Origin of the sequence: Shewanella sp. VB17 (genome assembly GCF_013248905.1) — a bacterium.
Lineage (GTDB): Bacteria > Pseudomonadota > Gammaproteobacteria > Enterobacterales > Shewanellaceae > Shewanella.
In genome coordinates, this window is record NZ_JABRVS010000001.1 from 2223586 (window position 1) to 2242820 (window position 19235).

10 protein-coding genes are annotated in these 19235 nt (G+C 42.9%); all 10 read left to right on the top strand.

Going from position 1 to position 19235, the window contains the following annotated elements; translation table 11 throughout:
* Nucleotides 1–108 precede the first annotated feature (108 nt).
* The 10 genes from HQQ94_RS09565 (at nt 109) to HQQ94_RS09610 (ending at nt 19216) form a co-directional block, all read left to right on the top strand.
* Nucleotides 109–561 (top strand): phage tail protein, encoded by a 453-nt coding sequence (locus HQQ94_RS09565; protein WP_173294205.1) that lies wholly within the window; start codon nt 109–111, stop codon nt 559–561.
* Between the two features lie 88 nt (nt 562–649).
* Nucleotides 650–1114: a phage tail protein gene (locus HQQ94_RS09570; protein WP_173294206.1), complete on the top strand. Its 465-nt coding sequence runs from the start codon at nt 650–652 to the stop codon at nt 1112–1114.
* A gap of 11 nt (nt 1115–1125) precedes the next feature.
* Entirely contained in the window at nt 1126–1374 is a 249-nt protein-coding gene (locus HQQ94_RS09575; protein WP_173294207.1) for a hypothetical protein, read from the top strand.
* Between the two features lie 3 nt (nt 1375–1377).
* Nucleotides 1378–2133, top strand: coding sequence for a hypothetical protein (locus HQQ94_RS09580; protein ID WP_173294208.1), 756 nt, complete (start codon nt 1378–1380; stop codon nt 2131–2133).
* Nucleotides 2134–2164: 31 nt separating this feature from the next.
* A complete protein-coding gene (locus HQQ94_RS22980) occupies nt 2165–3877 on the top strand; it encodes a phage baseplate assembly protein V (RefSeq protein ID WP_173294209.1) in 1713 nt (570 codons plus the stop codon).
* On the top strand, nt 3874–4272 hold the full coding sequence (locus tag HQQ94_RS09590; RefSeq protein WP_173294210.1) for a GPW/gp25 family protein: 399 nt from the start codon (nt 3874–3876) through the stop codon (nt 4270–4272). The genes HQQ94_RS22980 and HQQ94_RS09590 overlap by 4 nt, the downstream gene beginning before the upstream one ends.
* Before the next feature lie 236 nt (nt 4273–4508).
* On the top strand, nt 4509–7709 hold the full coding sequence (locus tag HQQ94_RS09595; protein ID WP_173294211.1) for a hypothetical protein: 3201 nt from the start codon (nt 4509–4511) through the stop codon (nt 7707–7709).
* Between the two features lie 191 nt (nt 7710–7900).
* Entirely contained in the window at nt 7901–11047 is a 3147-nt protein-coding gene (locus HQQ94_RS09600) for a hypothetical protein (RefSeq protein ID WP_173294212.1), read from the top strand.
* 9 nt (nt 11048–11056) lie between these two features.
* The gene (locus tag HQQ94_RS09605; RefSeq protein WP_173294213.1) at nt 11057–15724 is read left to right on the top strand and encodes a hypothetical protein; all 4668 of its coding nucleotides are present in this window, start codon (nt 11057–11059) and stop codon (nt 15722–15724) included.
* Between the two features lie 72 nt (nt 15725–15796).
* On the top strand, nt 15797–19216 hold the full coding sequence (locus tag HQQ94_RS09610; protein ID WP_173294214.1) for a contractile injection system tape measure protein: 3420 nt from the start codon (nt 15797–15799) through the stop codon (nt 19214–19216).
* The last annotated feature ends 19 nt before the right edge of the window (nt 19217–19235 follow it).

The following is a 19235-nucleotide window of genomic DNA, read 5'->3' on the forward strand; positions in this document are numbered from 1 at the left end:
GTGATTTACCTTCTGTTTACTTAACTCACCATGGGCTGGGCTTTATAGCTTTGCTGAAGGCAGCGAGCGAGTCCAGTATCCATCTTAACCTATTTTGGAGTGTATTTTATGGCAACGACAGTAGCCGATATTGAAAAAGATTACCCGATCCCCGTTTATCGTTTCCGCGTCAGTATTACTGGGGATGATACCAATAGCGTCGCTTTTTCTGAGGTCTCAGGCTTAGATATTGGCGTCGATACCATTACATATAAGGATGGCTTTGGTAAAAAACACATGCCCGGGCAATCTACTGATGTCAATATTACCATGAAACGTGGCCTGGTTCGGACCAAGAGTATGTTTTATGACTGGTTGAGTTCCATTCGTCTTAACAAGGTCGAAAAGCAGGATATCACCGTGGTGCTTGTGGATGACAATGATGCTGATTTAGTGATCTGGACGGTGAAAAATGCTTTTCCTAAGAAGCTGACTGCACCGAGTTTTAATGGTGGCTCCAATGAAGCCAGTGTTGAGTCATTAGAGTTAATGGCTGATGAAATCAGCATTGAGTTTAAGTAATATCCATCACTTTTTTATATTGATTGGTATTAAGATGCCATAAAGCGCTTCGTGAGGGGCGCTTATATTTTATCTAACGGGGAGTGTTATGTTAATAGATCGCGGTTTACCCTTGGTCGGTTACCGATTTGCCGTGGTGATCATGACCGCAGGTGTTCCAAACCCAGTTGATATTGAATTTAAAGACGTCTCAGGACTGAAAATGAGTCGTGGCATCACCCGCAGCGGTGGCATGACAAGTTTAGATAATCAAATACCTGCTCAAAGTTTAGTACTCAAGCGCGGGGTATTTACCGCCCCGAGCCCTTTATTATCGGCGAATATTGCCGAATCCCTGTTTTGGGAGACGCGGCTGTTACGTAAAGATATTCTCGTCTCGATATTAGATGAAGATAATATTCCAATGAATGCCTGGCTGGTGAGCAATGCTTATCTTGAATCCTGGGATTGGGATGGCTTGAATGCAGGCAGTAATGATTTATTGATTGAGTCGATGAGTTTTACTTATTCGGGCATCAAATACCTGCCGCTTAAACTGACGAAAAACGTATAGGTATATCGCAAATGGAACAAAATAAACAAGCGAGTACAAGTGTTAATAACGTCACCTTGAGCAGTGAAGTCGTGGGAGGGAACGCGAAAAAACTCACCGAGGATCAGACTAAAAACGAAGTGAAAGCATTAACAGAACAATTGGGAGAAATGTCAAAAAAAGTCGAGTCTATGGCATGTTGCCAAGCCCCTTTTGATGAAGCCTTAAGTCACTATTTAGCGACCGAGTATAAAAAGAATCATCAACGAAAAAGGCCATAATCTATGTCAAATTTTATTGATGCGAGTCGTATGTCGTTGCCCGTATTAAAAATTACTGGGTATGCAGATAAGAAACAAAGCGATAAAAAGGGCAGTGTGACCTTGCCTTTTTCTCAAGAAAGCTTAGATGTCAGTTATGATGCCTGTTTGAGCAGTGCCAAGGTCATTAATAGCGAGGGTAATAGCAGTTTTTCCGGTTCTAAGCCTTCATCGTTGAAAGTGACGTTTATATTAGATGATACGACCTTTGGTACGCCGTTTATTGCCCCTGTGCTCTTCTTAAATCCTAAAAGTGGTTCATTGCCTTATAGTGTTGAAAAACAGATTAAAAAACTCACTCAGTTATGCAAAAGTCCGGATAGCACAACCAACAAACCGTTATTTCTGTCTATTCAGTCTAAGAATATGCCATTCATGGATACCGCAAGCGGGACCTTTCATGGCTTATTAACCAACATGAGGGTGAAAAATGAATTGGTGGATGCGTTTGGCGATCGCATTAAAGCACGGGTAGAGTGTGAGTTTACATATGCTGGCTCAGGCGAGGCAGCAGCAAAAAGCATGGGGATAAGCCCGATGTTAATGACGCAGAATGTGTTATTGCTTGCTGGGGCATCATTGGCAGCCGTTGCTGTGACGAAATATGGCAGTGCTGGTAAAACCGCCAAGTTGGCAAAAAAAAATGATATGGATAGTGTCCGCAAACCAACACCGGGCACCCAGGTAAAAATGCCACCAGCCAGTGAACTGGATAGCTGATGAAAGCCTCGAAGCATAAGGAGTTAAGACCGTGGCTGATTACAACATTTTAATCGGTGATAAAGACATCACGTCTCAGGTGATATCTCTGAGCTGTTTTTACGGAGTCAATCAGATCCCTGAGTTGACAATACGCATGACTGGCCTTGCTCAGGATGAGGCTGATGAAGATCTGGCGCTTGCTACCTATAATCTTGCAAAGGCAGATTTTTTGAGCACAGGCCAAGAGATTAACATCAATGCGCAACTAACCACCGAGGATAATCCGCTTAAAAAGTTAATTTTTAGTGGCTTAATCACTGGGCAAACGATTGGTATTGACGGGCAAAGTTATGTCGACATTATCGCTCACGGTGAGGTGATTAAATTAACCGAAGGTCCGATAAATCAGTTGTTTGATAAGAAAAAACAACAAGATGATAGCGCCATTATTAAGGCTATATTGAGTGAAGCTAATATTAGCAAAATTGATCTTGATGAGGCGACAAAATCCATTGCTAACCAGCAATATGTTATCTATCAGCAAACCCCTTGGCGGGGCATGATGGCGCGCATACTGGCGAATGGTTTTTTCTTTGTGCCGACGCCAGCGATGAACAAGGTAATGGCGTGGAAGAAGGCGAAGGAGGTACATAAAATTCGCAGGGAAAGCAGTGGGATTGAAAGTTTTAGTTTACATCAAGATAGTCGCTCTCAAATTAAGTCTGCATCTGCTATGGCCTGGGCTATTGATAAGCAAGAGATGATAGCGGGCAAACCGGGGGAAAGCAGTGTGCCGACCGACTTAATCAAGCCATTGACAGAGGATGTAAAAGCTAGCTTAATCGGCCATTTTACCGAGCCTAAATCCGCAGAGGAACTGAACTCTTGGGCAAATGCACAGCTGATTTATCGACAACTTGACCGTTTTCAGGGGCAGCTCAGTATTAATGTGGGGGTGTTCTCAGCCGCGATTAAGATTCAATTGATGGAGGCGTTAGATTTATCTGAATTTGGGGAGGTGTTTTCAGGTCAATATGTGGTGACCGCCATAGAGCACAACATTACCCCCCAAGGCTGGCGATTATATATCACGCTGGGACTGCATCTGCATCACAGTTTGTTTTCAGATTGGTTAACACCGCCACCAGTGCCGCACCTTATGGGGAAAGTGGGTAACATTAAGGAGGGGCCTGATGACATGCACCAAGTGCCAGTTTGGTTGCCGGGTATTAGTAGTGGTAAGAAACAAGTGGTGATGGCCCGATTGTTGTCACCTCACGCGAGTAAAGAGTCAGGCCTATATTTTCTTCCTAATGAAGACGATGAAGTGGTGGTCGCGTTTGTGGGTGGTGACAGTCGCTATCCGGTGATTGTGGGTGCCACGCATAATCCAATCAATAAACCTTCAGAGAGCTGGCAGTTAACCCCTGGGATTTATCTGCAAGGCTTGAATGATAAAGGAGAGAAAATTTCTTCGGCTTCTTTGATTTTTGATGCTTATAAGTCTGTTGTTTTAAGTGCCAAAGAAAAAGATAAACCTCAGTCTGTCATACAGATGGGAACGGGGGAGAAAGGACTGAGTATTGCAACGCAAGATAAAAAAGGTAAGAAATTAATGTCACTAACACTTAGCGATAAAAATATTGCTTTAACTAAAGGTAAAGATGACAAAAATAGTATTGCCTTGGGCGACAATATCGATTTTAACACTGGAGGTAATGTCAATATCAAGGTGGCTGACAAAGTGGAGATAACATCATGAGTGCTAATGCTCTTATTGGAACGGGGTGGGCCTTCCCGCCGCAATTTCGTGCTCCAAGTGTTGGGCCAGAAATGCTAGCGGATGAACAACTTATTCAGCAAAGTATCTATATTTTACTTAATAGCCAGATTGGCGAACGTTTATTTAAACCCGGCTTCGGTTGCGGGTTGCAGCAGTTTTTATTTCATGCTCCAACTGGCGAGACCTTGGCCGATATAAAGGAAGAGATCACCAAGGCGATAGCGCAAAATGAAGCTAGGATCCGCTTACAAACCATCAGTTTTGATAGCAGTGATTTGTATGAGGGCTTATTGAATATAGAGCTGGAATATCTGATTAAACAAACAAATAGTATTGGTAATATGGTGTTTCCGTTTTATTTGAGTGAAGGATAGCCTGCTGTAAATTGAAAAACCTAAGGGGCTCTGAATTGGTGAATTATTTAAGGTAATTAGCCATGCCCTGCGGGACTTCCCAGAGAATACCTGCACTGCGTTAGTGCTATCAACAAGGGAACAACCATTCTCTCAATCACTGCCTTATTCAGCCATCCTATTGGGACTCTGAAACGAGCACCTTGAAGTGGCTTGGGTATACATGCAGCTTTGCATTCAGTTTTTAGGATCGTGTAATGACCTCAATAATCAATCCCAATCTCGCAACAGTGGTGACGGATACCCTTGTCAGCGTTAATCAAGCCCTAGGGCACAACCAAAATTCAAGAGACTTAGCCCAGCTTGCGGCAAACTATTTTAGCATGCAAGAGCGCAGCTTGACTGGGTGGCTGGCTTATATGCGTGCGTTTGCCAATGAACTGGGTTTTGTCGATGGTGCAACCCAAAATATCACCGACAGCTGGTTATCGGCACTGCCAGATACTGCTCAGGGGCTAGGATTGCAAGCTTTATTGGCGGGAGAGCCTGTTAATGCTGAGATAAAAGCACTGGCGATGCGTCCAGATATTGCCGGGTTATTGGCGTTTTTTACCATGATGCAGTACCCCTTTGAACAATTTAACCGCTTTACTGGTTTGCATCAGCAACATTATTATCGCGATGTACTGGGTTTTAAGCTTAGGCCGCCCAAGGCGGATAAAAGTCATCTGGTGCTGGCCCTTAGTGACGATGTCGCTTCGATGACCTTGTTAAAAGGGACACAATTTAATGGCGGTGAAGATCAGGCTGGTGGCGCCTTAGTGTATCAAAGCAAGCGTAATTGTGTATTGAATCATGTTCAGGTGGACAAGGTGTTGTCGTTATCACGGCATAAACAGCATGGGAGTATGTTGCTCACGTTTGCTCGAGATCGCGAGCAAGGCATAACGATACCAGATGATGGCATATTGACGTTTGGTGAAACCGCCTTGGTGAACCCAGAAAGGCAGCGCACGCCGGAACTCGGTTTTACTCTATCATCGCCGGCACTCATGTTAAGCGGTGGACTGCGGACATTAAAGATCGATTTTGCTGAAAAGGAAGGGGTCGTGTTCCCTTTTCTTGATATGACGCAATATTTTGATCTGGCCATTTCTGGTGCTGAAGGCATGCTTTCCTTGAATGCTGATGTGCCTTTTTGCAGCGTTGATGCAACAGATAAGCAGGTTGTTATTGTGTTACAAAGCTTATTTCCACCAGTGAGTACGTATTTTGACGACAGTTTATCGGCAGAAGAGCAGGCAATATTGTCTCAAGAGCCCTTTATTACTTTTGTCCTGAAACCACACATGTATGCTGGCAGCTATGGTGAAGTTGAAAGTCCAATGCTTAGCTTGCTCAGAAGCGGCAGTTTTAGTCGTATTAGTCTGCATGTGACCGTCAATGACGTGGGGGGGGTGATTGCCAATAATAGCAGTACTAACTTAGATACCAGTAGTCCTTTTACCCCTTTTACCTTAGAGCCTAGAATTGCGTCAGTGTTTGAGTTTACTCATCCTGAGCTCTTGGTTAAGCAGGTTGAGCAGGCCAGTGTCACCTTTAATTGGCTCGATCGGCCGCAAGATTGGCAGCAATATTACTTAGCGTATATTCAATATCGGCAGTATTTAACGGGTAATACCGAGCTTAACTGGCAAGAAAACTTAGTGGATATCACCCACTCAGATGTATTGGCTCAAGTTAGTTTGGGGCAGAGCTTATTTAGCAGTAATGCACCGGTAAATAATATTGACCAACATCAACTGAAATTTATTCATCAACCGCAAACGAATGGGTATTCATATCATGATTTGCCCTTAGAGGAAAAGCGCGCCCGAGCTTGGCCTAAATGGTTCAGCTTGACGCTGAGTAATAATGATTTTGGCCACAGTGAGTATTCTCAGGTAGTGCAATATACCGCTTATAAGAATATGCCATTGTATAATCAGGGAGTTAACCAGACTAAAGATGAGGTAGAACCCACTCCTATTGAAGTGTATCAACCTTATACTCCTGCGTTGGATTCTTTGTTGCTGAATTATCAAACCCAAGCTGAATTTACGTTGGATGAGTCCCATAATCGACATAAATTGCACTATATTCATCCGCTGGGAAGTCCTGTGATCCAAAGGCGGGATACTGACGGCATTGCCTTATTACCCCCGTTGGATGCACTGGGGAGTTTGTACATAGGGTTATCTAGGGTGGTGACACCGGGACAATTCCGTTTATATTTTCAGCTTGATCCTGTCGATGGCAGCAACATTAGCGATAACCCTAACATTGACTGGCATTATTTGACTGAGTCAGGCTGGGTATTCTTTGATAGCAGTCATCCTAATAGTGCTCGTATTATCGAAGATTCGACTTATAAATTGCTCGATAGTGGTGTGATCACCTTTGAGTTACCTGAGCTGACTATCGGGGCTAACTTTATGGGTGACAGCCGTTTTTGGATCCGTTTGTCTATTAGCCCACAAGGAATTAACAATGGGGATTTTGCCCTCTATTCACGCATTAAGCAGATATATGCTCAGGGAGTTGAGGTTGAGCTGGTGGGCTTAGACAATGATCCCAGTCATTTTATCCAACCTTTAGCGGCGCAAAGTATTACCGATTTAGTGGTGCCCGATCCTAACATTGTTGAAGTGTTACAGCCTTATCCTTCTTTTGGCGGTAAAAGTGCTGAGCCGGGATCTGAGCTGGCTATCCGTGCCAGTGAACGACTAAGACATAAAAATAGGGCGATAACCGCCTGGGATTATGAACATTTGGTGCTGGCACAGTTTCCCGAGTTATATTTGGTGCGCTGTTTTCCTGAGAGGCAGATTGATAGTAGTGAGGTGGTGAGTGGCGCAGTGAAGGTGGCCATGATTGTTGTGCCAGTAAACCATAACCCCGCAATTTTACAACCTAAAGTGCCACTCTATTTAAAACGAAAAATACAGCGCTATGTGGAACAAGTTGCCCCGCTTGGGGTGATAAGTCAAGTATATGATCCCGTGTATGAAGAGGTTGAGCTGGAGTTATTTGCTAAAATATCCTCTGATTTTGATATTGAAAGCGTAGCAGGTGAGCTTAATCAAATTATTGTTGATTATATGACGCCCTGGAACGGGGTTCATTCCAGCCATACCGGCTTAGCAACAGACATCTATCTGACTGAGCTGTCGATGGTGCTAGAGCGGCACTTGGCGCTAGAAAAAATATATGTGATGCGCGCTAGGCAAGCGTTATCCAAGGGAGGGGTTAAACGCTATAGTGCGAAAAACCTCGCTGATAATCGGATTGAACCCAGTGAACTTGAGGCGATGTTGGTATCTAAAGTTAATCATAAAATTAATTTATTTAATACCCATGTGGAGTTATTTGAAGGGATAGGTAAATACCGCTTAGAGCTCGACTTTACTGTGGGTTAGTCAAGACGATTATAACACCCAGTTCCTTGTGTTTGATGATCGCGCCATGTTGGTGAAATTCAATTAAACCTTTCACTAAATTCAATTAAACCTTTCACAAAATACATTAAGCAACGTCGTTTAGTCACTGGGCTTCTTTGCACCTGTTTGGCTGATAGACCGCCGACGTATGTCTTTTATATGGGATGATTATGATACAAGAAAACCTCGTTGAACTTTCAGATCTTACTTTGGCTGAAAATGGCCAAAATAGCGTGTTGTTAAGAGAGCGGGCGTTATCGCTGCTCCAAACGGTTTGCGGTGACACGTGGAGCGATCATAACACGGCCGATCCTGGCATTACTTTATTGGAAGTTCTGGCTTTTGTTATCTCAGATTTAAGTTATCGACTGGACTTTCCTATTGCTGATTTACTCGCGGTTAATCCCGCAGATGATGACGATGATAATCAGCAGGCATTTTATTTAGCGCCACAAATATTACCCTCAAACTCGGTGACTCTGGCGGATCATCGTCGGGCTATTATCGATATTCCCGGTATAAAAAATGCGAGTTTTTCTACGGTAAACAATCTTGATAGTACTCAGCACTCAACGAGTGGCAGCCTGAATATTCGAGTGGATTTAGACGATCACTGGCAAGACAAAAGCCCGCAAGAAAAACATGCTCTATATGACATTGTGCGACAAAAATTTTTATCTGAACGAAATGTTAATCAAGATCTTAATGCCATTATACCGATTGAAAAACATAAGGTGGTTATTGGTTTTTCATTGGATTTTACACGTATCGATGATCCCCTTAATACCGTTGTTGAGGTATTTAAGCGTACTCAAAACCTGCTTTCTGCAGCGGTTAAACGTTACTCTGGTGATGTGTTAAAGCAGGCGGGGTATAGCGGAGATGAGATTTATCAAGGGCCCTTGCTTGAACATGGTTTTATTCTCGAACAGGATGTGGCAGATCTGGTGATGCCTAGCACCATTTATGCGTCGGACATCTTTGAAGCGCTTGACAGTATGAGCGCCTTAAAAAAAATCATGGCGTTCAGCTTTATTCCTGTTGCTGGCGACAGTCTTAATCAAGGAAAAAATTACCTTAACTGGCGTTTGAAAATGTCAGCCGATCATGTGCCTATGTTTGATATTGCAGCAAGTCTGGCCCAGCTTGAGTTATCGATAGAGGGGCAGGGGTATGTGCTCAGCGTTGCAGAGAAGCAAACAATACTGGACAGTTTTACACCCAATGCTAATCAAGATATTGATGCTGTTGGTCATAATGATTTTTTGACTGAGTATATAAGTGGGCGCTATCGGAATCTAAATCAATATATCTCATTGCAACATGAATTTCCGGCGGTGTATAGGTTAGCAGAATCTCGCTTTGACGGGACGATAGGCACGACAGAGCAGGCTGGCATTTTGCAGTTGAAGGGGTATTTAACCTTGTTTGATCAGATTCTGACTGATCAATGTGCTCAGCTGGATAATTTGAGAAAACTCTTAGCCTTACCTCAACAAGCCGTTTACACAAGGTTGGCGCAGGTGTTTGCGTGTATGTTGGCTAGCGAGCCACTGTCGTCGGTACAAATTGCTCATTTCTGGCAAGATGTGCGCCAATTACCGATAACGCAGTTGAGTCAGCCGATCACTAATATCAGTGGGGTGGAACATTTATTAGGGGATTATTTTAGTACTTATCAGCAACAGGGCTTTCAACCGTTGGCTGAGCCTGTGTTAAGTGAGAGTCAGCTTGATCGATTACAGCGCAGTATGGCGCATTTACTTGCTCGGTTCGCAGAAACGACATTAGATGCAAACCTGCTTAAGTACCGAGCGGTGTTTGGCCATTATTTACAGGACTTTGAACCTATTCCCTCAGATATCAGTACCGATAATGCCTTTATCGAGAAATTGACAGGATTAAAACAAATTATCGATTTGGTCAAGATTATTGATCATTACCCTCAGTTAAGTAAGCATCGTGCTGGGGGAGGAAACTATTTGCACAGTCATATCAGTGAATATTATGTCAGTGGATTAGCGCAACGGATCATGACGTTTATGGGGTTTTCTCATATTGGACAAATTCCACTGGCGACGAATAATCGGGAAAGTTTTTATTTGTTAGAAGCCGAGCTATTGAGGCACGGTGGTACCGAAGAGCATTTTGCACGTAATGAACTTTATTTCGTGGTGCCAAACTGGCCGACGCGCTTAGCAGAAATGCATTTTAATCATCTACTCAATACACAAATTCAGCAGTCTTGTCCGGTACATATTATCCCTCAAGTTATTCGGGTCAATCGTCAGGAGATGAGTTTATTTGAGCGAGTTTATTATGCTTGGCTAAATTGTTTAAGTAAGCAGTCGCTGGTGGTGTTACCTGTCCGTGAACCGATTCAAGCCAGTTTGGATACGGTACAAATATCGTTAGAACAGCAAGAGCTAGTGACGCTTTTATCATTATATCTAAGACATTTCACCTATGAACCCACCCAATTTATGTTGTTTCTACTGGAAGAAGTCGGCGGTGAGGTTGGGGAAATGTCTCAGGAAGACTTAATGGTCTGGTTGCTTGAATACAGTAATGAAAGCCTGGTCGATGCCCAACTGAACATGTACCTGCTTAATCAGGGAATGCCAGAGGTGATTAAGGCGTTAAAAGCAAAATTAACCCCTGAGCATGCCATCTTACTAGACGATTATGCCAACTCGTTAGAGGCTGATGATCTTGCCAGCATTAAGCAGTATTTTTGTCAGCTAATTGATACGAACCCTGAGGCTTATCCTAATCAAAGCGGGCAAGGCAGCTTGTTAAATCTTGCGCTGAGTATTGAAATTAACCTTTCGCTTACCGATCAAGATTCATTGATATTACATCATGCCAGTCTGCGGGGGGTTATCGATGAATTAAGGGTTAAACTCATTGATAATCCTAGTCATTACCCTGGTGTTAGTGTTAATTCTTATCTTTTTAGCTGCCTGATACGTTTGAGTTTGAAGATCTGGTTAGCAGTGGAACATCGAGCTGAGGTGGACGGACTGAGCTTAGCGATAATAGTGGCGCAAATAACAAATTTACTTGAAGTGGAGGAGCCACTTTATTCTAACCTGACAAGCGCTGAGTTGTTTACGGCACTGTGTCATCAACATCTGGAAAGGCTCATTACCCCGAAAAGCATCAGTAAAGGTGAAATAGGGCAAACATTTCGTATTGGCTACCCAGTACTGGAGCAATTGAAAACCAATTATCCGATAAATATCGCCAAAATCAACCCGTATTCAAAGCATAAGCCTGAACTGACTCTGGCCATTAACGAACCATTTAGCATATAAGGAATTCACATGAGTGATGAGCAAACTAAGCCTGTTGAAGAAGCATTAGAAACTGGCAGTCGTGATGATTTAAAAAGTAAATTTGCGAATAACGAAACTCCAACGGGTAATGATTTTGCTGACTTAATCGATGCAGCGATCAATCAACTGGATGATGGTATTGCGGTGAATGAGAGCCGGATCAGTTTTGCTAAAGGCATCGCATTAACCGATCCTGCTGCGTTAGCTGGAGCGAGTTATATCGAACATGACAAGCTTAATATTGCCGATAAATTGGTATTAGGGGGAACTGAATTCAGTGAAACTCTTAAGGTTTATAATACCTTTAGTGTGCATGACAATGAGGCTGACTGTGATGTGGCGATTGGCAAAACGAATGCTGCTGGTCAAGTTCATGCGCTGGCCGTCACGGGTAGCAGTGTATTCAATGGCCAGTTTGACGTTGACGGTCAGTTAAATGCTCACGGTGATGCTCAGCTTAATGGCGCGCTGGATGTCACGGGGGATATCAATGTCACCGGGAGTGTAGATGCGACACAAACGTTAACCGTTGGAGCGCTCGGAGAGTTTAAAGATCAAGTGAATATAGGTGAACTTGGTTCGAGTGCAAATGCTTTATTGAACATTAGAAATATAGCCAGTGAAACTCGCGATTTGTTGCGCCTCGAAGACAGTAGCGAAGACACCACCCCTATGGTTGTTAAGGGTAACGGGCGTGTAGGTATTCATAATGATGATCCGCAAAATTTATTGGATATTAGCGGCAATGTCAGAATAGGCAGCAGCGCCTTGATGGACGGAGTAGACAATAGTTTGTCGGTGGAAACAAGGCTTGGTATTGGCATCGCCACTCCTCGCGCTAAGCTTGATGTTTACAGTACGGGTGAAAGTGAACTGGTTAGGATAGGTAAAAATGATAAAACCGTAGTGAAAGTGACAGACAATGGCGCAGACGCAGATATTCAGTTAATGGCTCGTACTCTGGTGGGTGATACATTAACGGTTAATGAGGCTATCACGGCGAAGTCGATCGATATTTTGGGCGAATTAACGGCAGGCTCTGCAACGATTAATGGCTTAAGTCAAACTGGAACGTTAGTGGTGGGGCCGGAAACCACCACCGAGACGGGGCCTGTTTCTGCAGCTGCTGCGACCTTTAATTTAGATGTTAATGTTAAGGGGCTAACATCATTACAGCACACCCACGTTTATGGCAAATTGGATGCAAAAACCCAGTTATCAGCACACAAGGCCAATGTCAGGGATAAACTTGCTGTCGGTGTCACCGATGAGGTGATTGCCGATGCCGTTTTGCAAGTCAAAGCGGCAGGTGCAGACAGTTCGGCATTATTGGTTAAGGATCATGAAAATAAAGATGTGATCCGAGTTAAACAAGGTTTAGTGGATTTAGGCAATGATAATACCCCGGTCAATTTGCACGTTAGCGGCAATAGCCAGGTTAACAATTTAACCGTCAGCCTTGTATCTGAGTTAGCCGATGCCAGTATTAGTAAGCATCTTTCGATTGGTGAATTGGGTCATGATATAACCAGTGATTCGGCTGAACATGCACGTTTTTGCCTGACCTCTGATACCAGCATACCTAAAGCTATCCGAATTAAGCATCAAGATGGCACAACCGTGACGAACTTGATGGCCAGCAAAGCTGATAAGCTAGGCTTTCATGTTAGTGAGCCACTGGTGGCATTTCATGTGGGGGCGGCCAGTCAATTTGATGAGCAGGCCAGCTTTTTATCTGGCTTGAATGTGCTTAACGATCAATCTGGAAATACCATGTTTAGCGTGGCAGAGGCGGGAGCCTCTTTCGGTCATGCATCAGCACCTGTGCCTGTGACTGTTTATGGCGAGACAGATATCTTCGGCCATTTTAATATTAATGCCTTACTCAACGCAACTGAAGAGACGCTGAACTTAAATCAGCAAGTGGCGGGGATACCTTTAAAAATAGTACAAACAGACAGCCTTGATTATATTCACGCCAGTGCTGGTCAGTTGGCCATTAATACCCCACTTGGGGATAAAAGTCTTGATGTGTTAGGTGATGCACAGATTTCAGGTCAGGTTAGAATTGAACATATGGCTGAAGGGGACAATGCCTTAGAGGTATTAGGCAAGGCTCAAGTCTCACATATATTTACGGTGAACGGTGTAACATTTTTAAATGATGCGGTTAATGTGACAGGCCCCTTGACCGTGAGTCATAGTGGTGATGAGGGGATAAACGCACTGAATGTTACTGGGCATGGGGCGTTTAGTCAGTCATTAGCGGTTGCAGATGGGGTTGATATCACTGGTGAACTGACGGTGACGGGCTTGGGTACATTTAATAACGCGCTGGTGGTTTCAGGCACTGCAGAGTTTAGCCAGACCGTGAATGTCACTGGAAAAATGACTGTAGATGATGAATTACATATTCAGGGTGATGATGTTTCAGGCTTGGCAATGACGGTGGATAAAAGGGCTAATTTTAGGGATAACTTATTGGTTTCTGGTGACATAGGCTTATCCACTATTGAACCTACTGCTCGATTGCATATTCAACAAATTGACCCTACTAAAGCGGCGTTTAAAATTGATACTGTCGGCGATGAAGACAGTGGATTAATTTTTAAACAGGGGAAGCTAGGCGTTGGGGTTGCTGATCCCGATGCTGAATTGGTCGTGGCTGGCACCGCAAAGATAAATCAAGACTTGCATGTTAAACGTCAGGCGTATTTAGATAACTGTTTATACGTTGATCAACTGGCGACATTTAGCAGTAACATTAAGGTGCACGGCCTTACAGAGCTGAACGGCCAAACGGTGATAGGTGATATAAACTATCCGGATAATGATGCTGCAAGAACGGCGCAGTTGTGCTTATTTCAAAATAGTTATGCGAGTGCTTTTAAAATTATCAGCGAAAATGAGGCCCCGGTTGTGTTTGCCCGAGGAAAGCTGGGAATTGGCACGGATAATCCTCAAGTCGAATTGGATGTGAGTGGTCAGGTTGATATAAAAGGAACGTTATTTGTTAGAGATACCGTTGAAATTAGAGGTAGGGTGACTCAATTTCAGGGGGCTGATGTCTGGGGGGATGTGATTTTACATTCAGATCTTACCGTTGGTGATAATACCGTGTTGCAAGACAGTTTAGAGGTTGTGGGTAAAACCACGTTGAAGAACACCTTAGATGTTAACAGAGCCTGCCACTTTTTAAGCACCTTAGATGTTGTGGAAAATGTGACGTTTAGTGCTAATTTGGATGTGGGGAATCATACAACGTTAAAGGGAAATTTAACCGTTGCCAATATGGGGGCTTGTGTGACGCTTTGCCCGCCTACGACACTTGAAAGCAGCTTAACGGTCAATAGCAGTAGTGTATTCCAAGGTAAGGCTCAGTTTGATCAAAGTTTAGCGCTTGGGCTGGATAAGCAGCAGACTCAGGCCAAAATGCATATTTGTGCTGATACTGAACAGCCTGCATTGATTGTTGATGTCAGTAATCCTCCATTATCAGAGTTAAGCAATACCACGACCACTGATAAGCAAAGGGCGCTTATTGTGACTGCTGACGGTAAACTAGGCCTCCATTGTCCAACCCCAACAGCCACTTTAGATGTCAACGGCAATGTGCATGTAGCGCAGGAGTTAACGGCTAAAAAGGTGATTCTTGAAGAGGGGCTAGCTTTCCAAAGTTCGCTTGAAATTACCGATTTTTCTAATGATGTTAGCTTAGGAGGAGAGGCTGCTTCGGAGACTGTTTTGCCGACTCAAGCGGCAGTTAAGGCTTATATTGATGACGTATCCAGGAGGTTCGGTTATGGTGGCAAGGTTTGCGCCATTTATTGTCAAACTGAATTTAATGCCCTGTTTAATTGTGGTCATGATACTCAAATAGCAGAAAATACCACCATATTGCTGTTTCCCCTTGTGAGTGAGAGTGCCATCAGTGGTAAGTACATGTTGAAAAATACTGTGGTGTTAGGCTCAGGTGTGAGCATTATCGGCTTTAACGAGAAAACCACGTGTATTATCAAAGATACTCGCATTAATGATATGCCTGTCGGTCGTTTTATTATTAAAGGGACTCATCAAAATGCCGTAGTTGAAGATATCAAATTGGAAGGTTTTACCTTTGATGGCGACAATTATGTTCATCCCACATCTGGTGGAGCCTTTGAGCTTAAATATGCCAAAAACTGTCAATTAAATTGCCATATCGTTAACCATAAGTCAGCTGGAAATGGCGGTGCTATTTATGGTGAGATGCAAAATGGTCAGCAGACTGTCAGCCACATAGAGGCATTAAATATTCGTTATTGTAGCGCGGAAAACAATGCCGGCGGTGGGGCTTACGGTTTGGCTCTTTCTCATATTAAGGCTAAACATTGCCTTGCTAAATTTGGTGGTGCTGTGGCGTGTTGTGATGAAAGTAAAGTTGAGGCAATGGATAATACTGCTCTGGTTTATGGCGGTGGTGCTTACTTTTGCAATAACCTATTTTGTGATGGTTTTTGGCAAGGGAACCATGCACCAGAGGGGAAAAATATTTATGCCAACGATTGTCAATCTGCAACCGAAACCCATGTGCATTATGAATATTATTGGCATGCTTTGTATTTAGATGCTCCGATTATTAGCCACAGTGACTTTTGGCGCAGCGATAACCTCTAGTGCTAATACTCTCCGGGATTTTTATCCCGGTTTGATTAACCTCTCCAGTAAAGACTTATGAGTTGAGTAAATATGTCGTTAATGATTGATAATTTACATCTTGATATTAAATATCATCATAATAGGCCGAGGAAGGCCGCTGAATTTGAGCAACAATTACAAAGTATGGTACTGGCATCGCTCGATAAATTAATGTTTGCTAATGTTGGTGACTCACTGTCGTTGCCGGATATTCATGTTAATTTCCCTCAGATAAATGCTGATCAGTTCATGCTCGATCCTCAATATTATTTTAACCAGTATGTGTTTCCGAAAATCACGCAAGTGTTTAACATGGCGATGGACAGAGCTTATCGGGAACAGAGCGGTGATGTAACTAAAAATGTGGTCACCAAAACAGGTTCACTTAGCACATGGTCAGAGATTAAGTCTGGGTTAGTTTATTCACGAGGAGCTCTTTTTGATTGTCATGCCTCACAGCCGAAACAGCAGCTATTCACTCTGTTATTGCAGTGTTTGCAGCTTGAACCTGGTTACCGGTGCTTGATTCAATCTTGGTTGCTATTACCTGTTGCTAGGCTTAATTTGATAAAATTGCTGATGCATCAAGAGGGAGTCATTCAAGTGGGGACTTTACTCCAACTATTATTTCCTAAAATAAATTCAGAGCAATATTTACCTTATATTCAATCTCCTAATTTGGCTGTGGCAACCCAGAAGAGTATGTGGCAAAACTATCTATTTGGCTTGCTTAATATTGCTCAAGGGGCAGATGAAAATAAACCCAAGCAGTTATTACTGATGCTACAGAGTTATCACTTAGTATTTATCACAGCAGGAAGTTTAGAGCTCAATAGCGGCAAGCAATCACAACAGAGTAGACATCATTTTAGTCAACTTATGATGCAATTACGCGATAGGTTAACCAAGGTGGTAGAAAAACCTTGGCTAAATGCCCTGACGACTTGGGTGAGTCTTGTGCAATACCAGGGAGTGAAAGATATTGATATTCATGGGCTTGAGCGCTTGTTAAATACCGGTCTTAGTGTATACATACCGAGTGTCAAACCTAAGATGGGTAACTTTGCGTGCTTGATTAATGCATTAACGGCCTTACATCATAAGCTCAATCAGCTAGTAGCTTTTACAGGGACTGAGCAGCAGTTACAAGTCAAGTTGAGAGCTTTAGTTTTATGGCTGCAGCAGGTTCAAGGCTTGCCTATAGAAATTGTTGATAAAACCCATAAACAACTCAATTTATTGGCCACGTATCATTCATCCAATCGTAGTCGCATTGATGTGGCTCAACTCAGTGAAAAGTTTGATGCTGTGTTGAGCAAGAGTTTTGCTGCAAACAAAATCGAACTTTGTCAGATTATTGAGCAAATATTACAGGTTGCCAGTTTACCCTTATCTCTGTATCAGCGACTCGATCAAAGCTTAAATGAAATACTTGATGGGAAAGTGAAAAAGTTGGCTGTTTTATGTCGGCATCCACTGGGGGTTGTGTTATGTGCTGATATTAATAAGTGGTGTTCATTAGTCAATCAATTAACGAACAACCGTGGCCATGTAGGCATGTTAGACGGTACCGTTTCAGGTGGTTTATCTAGAGAAACTCTGGGACATTGGCAAGCGATTATTTCGGAGTTAATGCTGGCGGATTTTACCGGCCCAGATATATGCTTGTCAGTCACCGAGAGAGCACAGCTACAGCCAATGTTAGCGGCATTGATGATGTTTAACGTTCAGCTGCCAGCAGATAGCCAGCAGTTAGTGAAGGACTTTTTACAGCAATATGATCGTGTTTCATTGAACAAATTACACACCCAGTTGTTTTTGTTAGTGCCGGAGTCGGCATTGATAAATGAGGTGAAAAGGACCGGAGATGCGCAAAATGCAGTATTGCTCAAATCGAGTGAACAAAGCTCATTTGACTCCTTATATCGGATTGAACGGGACGTGTTGACTAAGGTAAAAGGTGCGCTGAGCAGGCTTCTCCATTCTCTTGATGATGAGCATTATTTTTACCCGCTGCTGTCGTTATTTTTGATTCATCTTGAGCAAGGTAATACAAAAAAAATAAAGAATCTTATGCTTGGTCATCATTTATATCAGGAGTTAGCTAAATTATGGATGTTAATTGATGATAATCGATGGGGGAAAGCCGCTGATATTTTATTTTGGCATGAATTTAAGGCTTGTATAGAAGAGCAATTGAGTATGCTAACCAGAATTGACGATGGGCTTCATGTCGATATTATGAGTTGGTGGGGTCCCTTAGTCATGGCTGTTCCAGAGCCTGTAATAAGCGGTAACAAAATCGTTGCTAAACATAGTGTGACACAGTCAATATCTAGCTTAATCGAGGCTGGAGATAGTCAGGATATAGGGTCTTATTCTTTCGATAAATCGGTATTTATTACCCTGCAAGCGAATTTATTAGCGACAATCTTAGCGTTACCAATAGCGAAGGTACAAGACAATCCAGCCGATATTCTTGCGATGACTGCATGGTGTGAGCAGTGCATTAGCGTGTTAGCTGATATCAAGGGGAAACCTAATGATAGTGAAAATATTGAGCCAGATGTCATGATACGCCAACAAGTGTTACTCGGCTTATTAGAGCAAACAAAAAATGGGCTTCAACGAGTCAATCGTCTTGCAGATAATCACATAACGGCCGAGATCGCTTTAGTGGGTCACTTAGTTGCTGATGTCAGCGAGCTGAATGAGTTGAGACAATTGGATCTGGTTGAAGTGTTGCTTAATGAGGATAATGAACAATACATTGAACAGCAATTAAGGCCAATGGCACCTTATCACCAAGCGATCGCCCTGAGCTTAGATAAATTGGCCAGTAGCAAACTCAATACAGCAAAAGTACTGCATATCGCGAAGATAGATACTTTGGTTACAGAGGTTGTGGATAAAATAAGCGCCATTAAGCAATGGCAATCTGAGCAATATCAACAGCTGCTTAGTCTCGATGCCGGTTTACTTTTACTTTGGCCCTACCTGAATACATTTTTTAATCAATTTAGTTTATTACAGACAAGCGAAGCGGGAATCACCGAGTTTGTTGATCAAAGGGCACAAGCTAAAGCACATGCGCTATTAGTGTGCCTGTTGTCAAAGCCGGTAACTGAAAACGTGTATGTAGTGGCAAATTTACTTGTCGGATTTGAACCTGAAACGTTAGCTGAAACAGAAATAAAGTTAAATCAAGATGATAACCTTATTTGTGAGCATTTTTTGACTGTAATCATTAATCACTGGCAAGCCCTGAAAGGGATGCCTGTGGCCAGTTTTAGGGAAATGTTTTTATTAAGAACGGTGAATTGTGCAATCTCGGAGCTTGGCTACAACCTAAGTGTAGAAAATAAAGCTCAAGATGTACTCATGACTAAATTACCTTGGGGGTTGGGCATCATTAGCTTACCTTGGTTAGGTAAGCAGTTACTGCAAGTGGAATGGCAACATGGCTGCTAATCCATAGCGATATAATGCA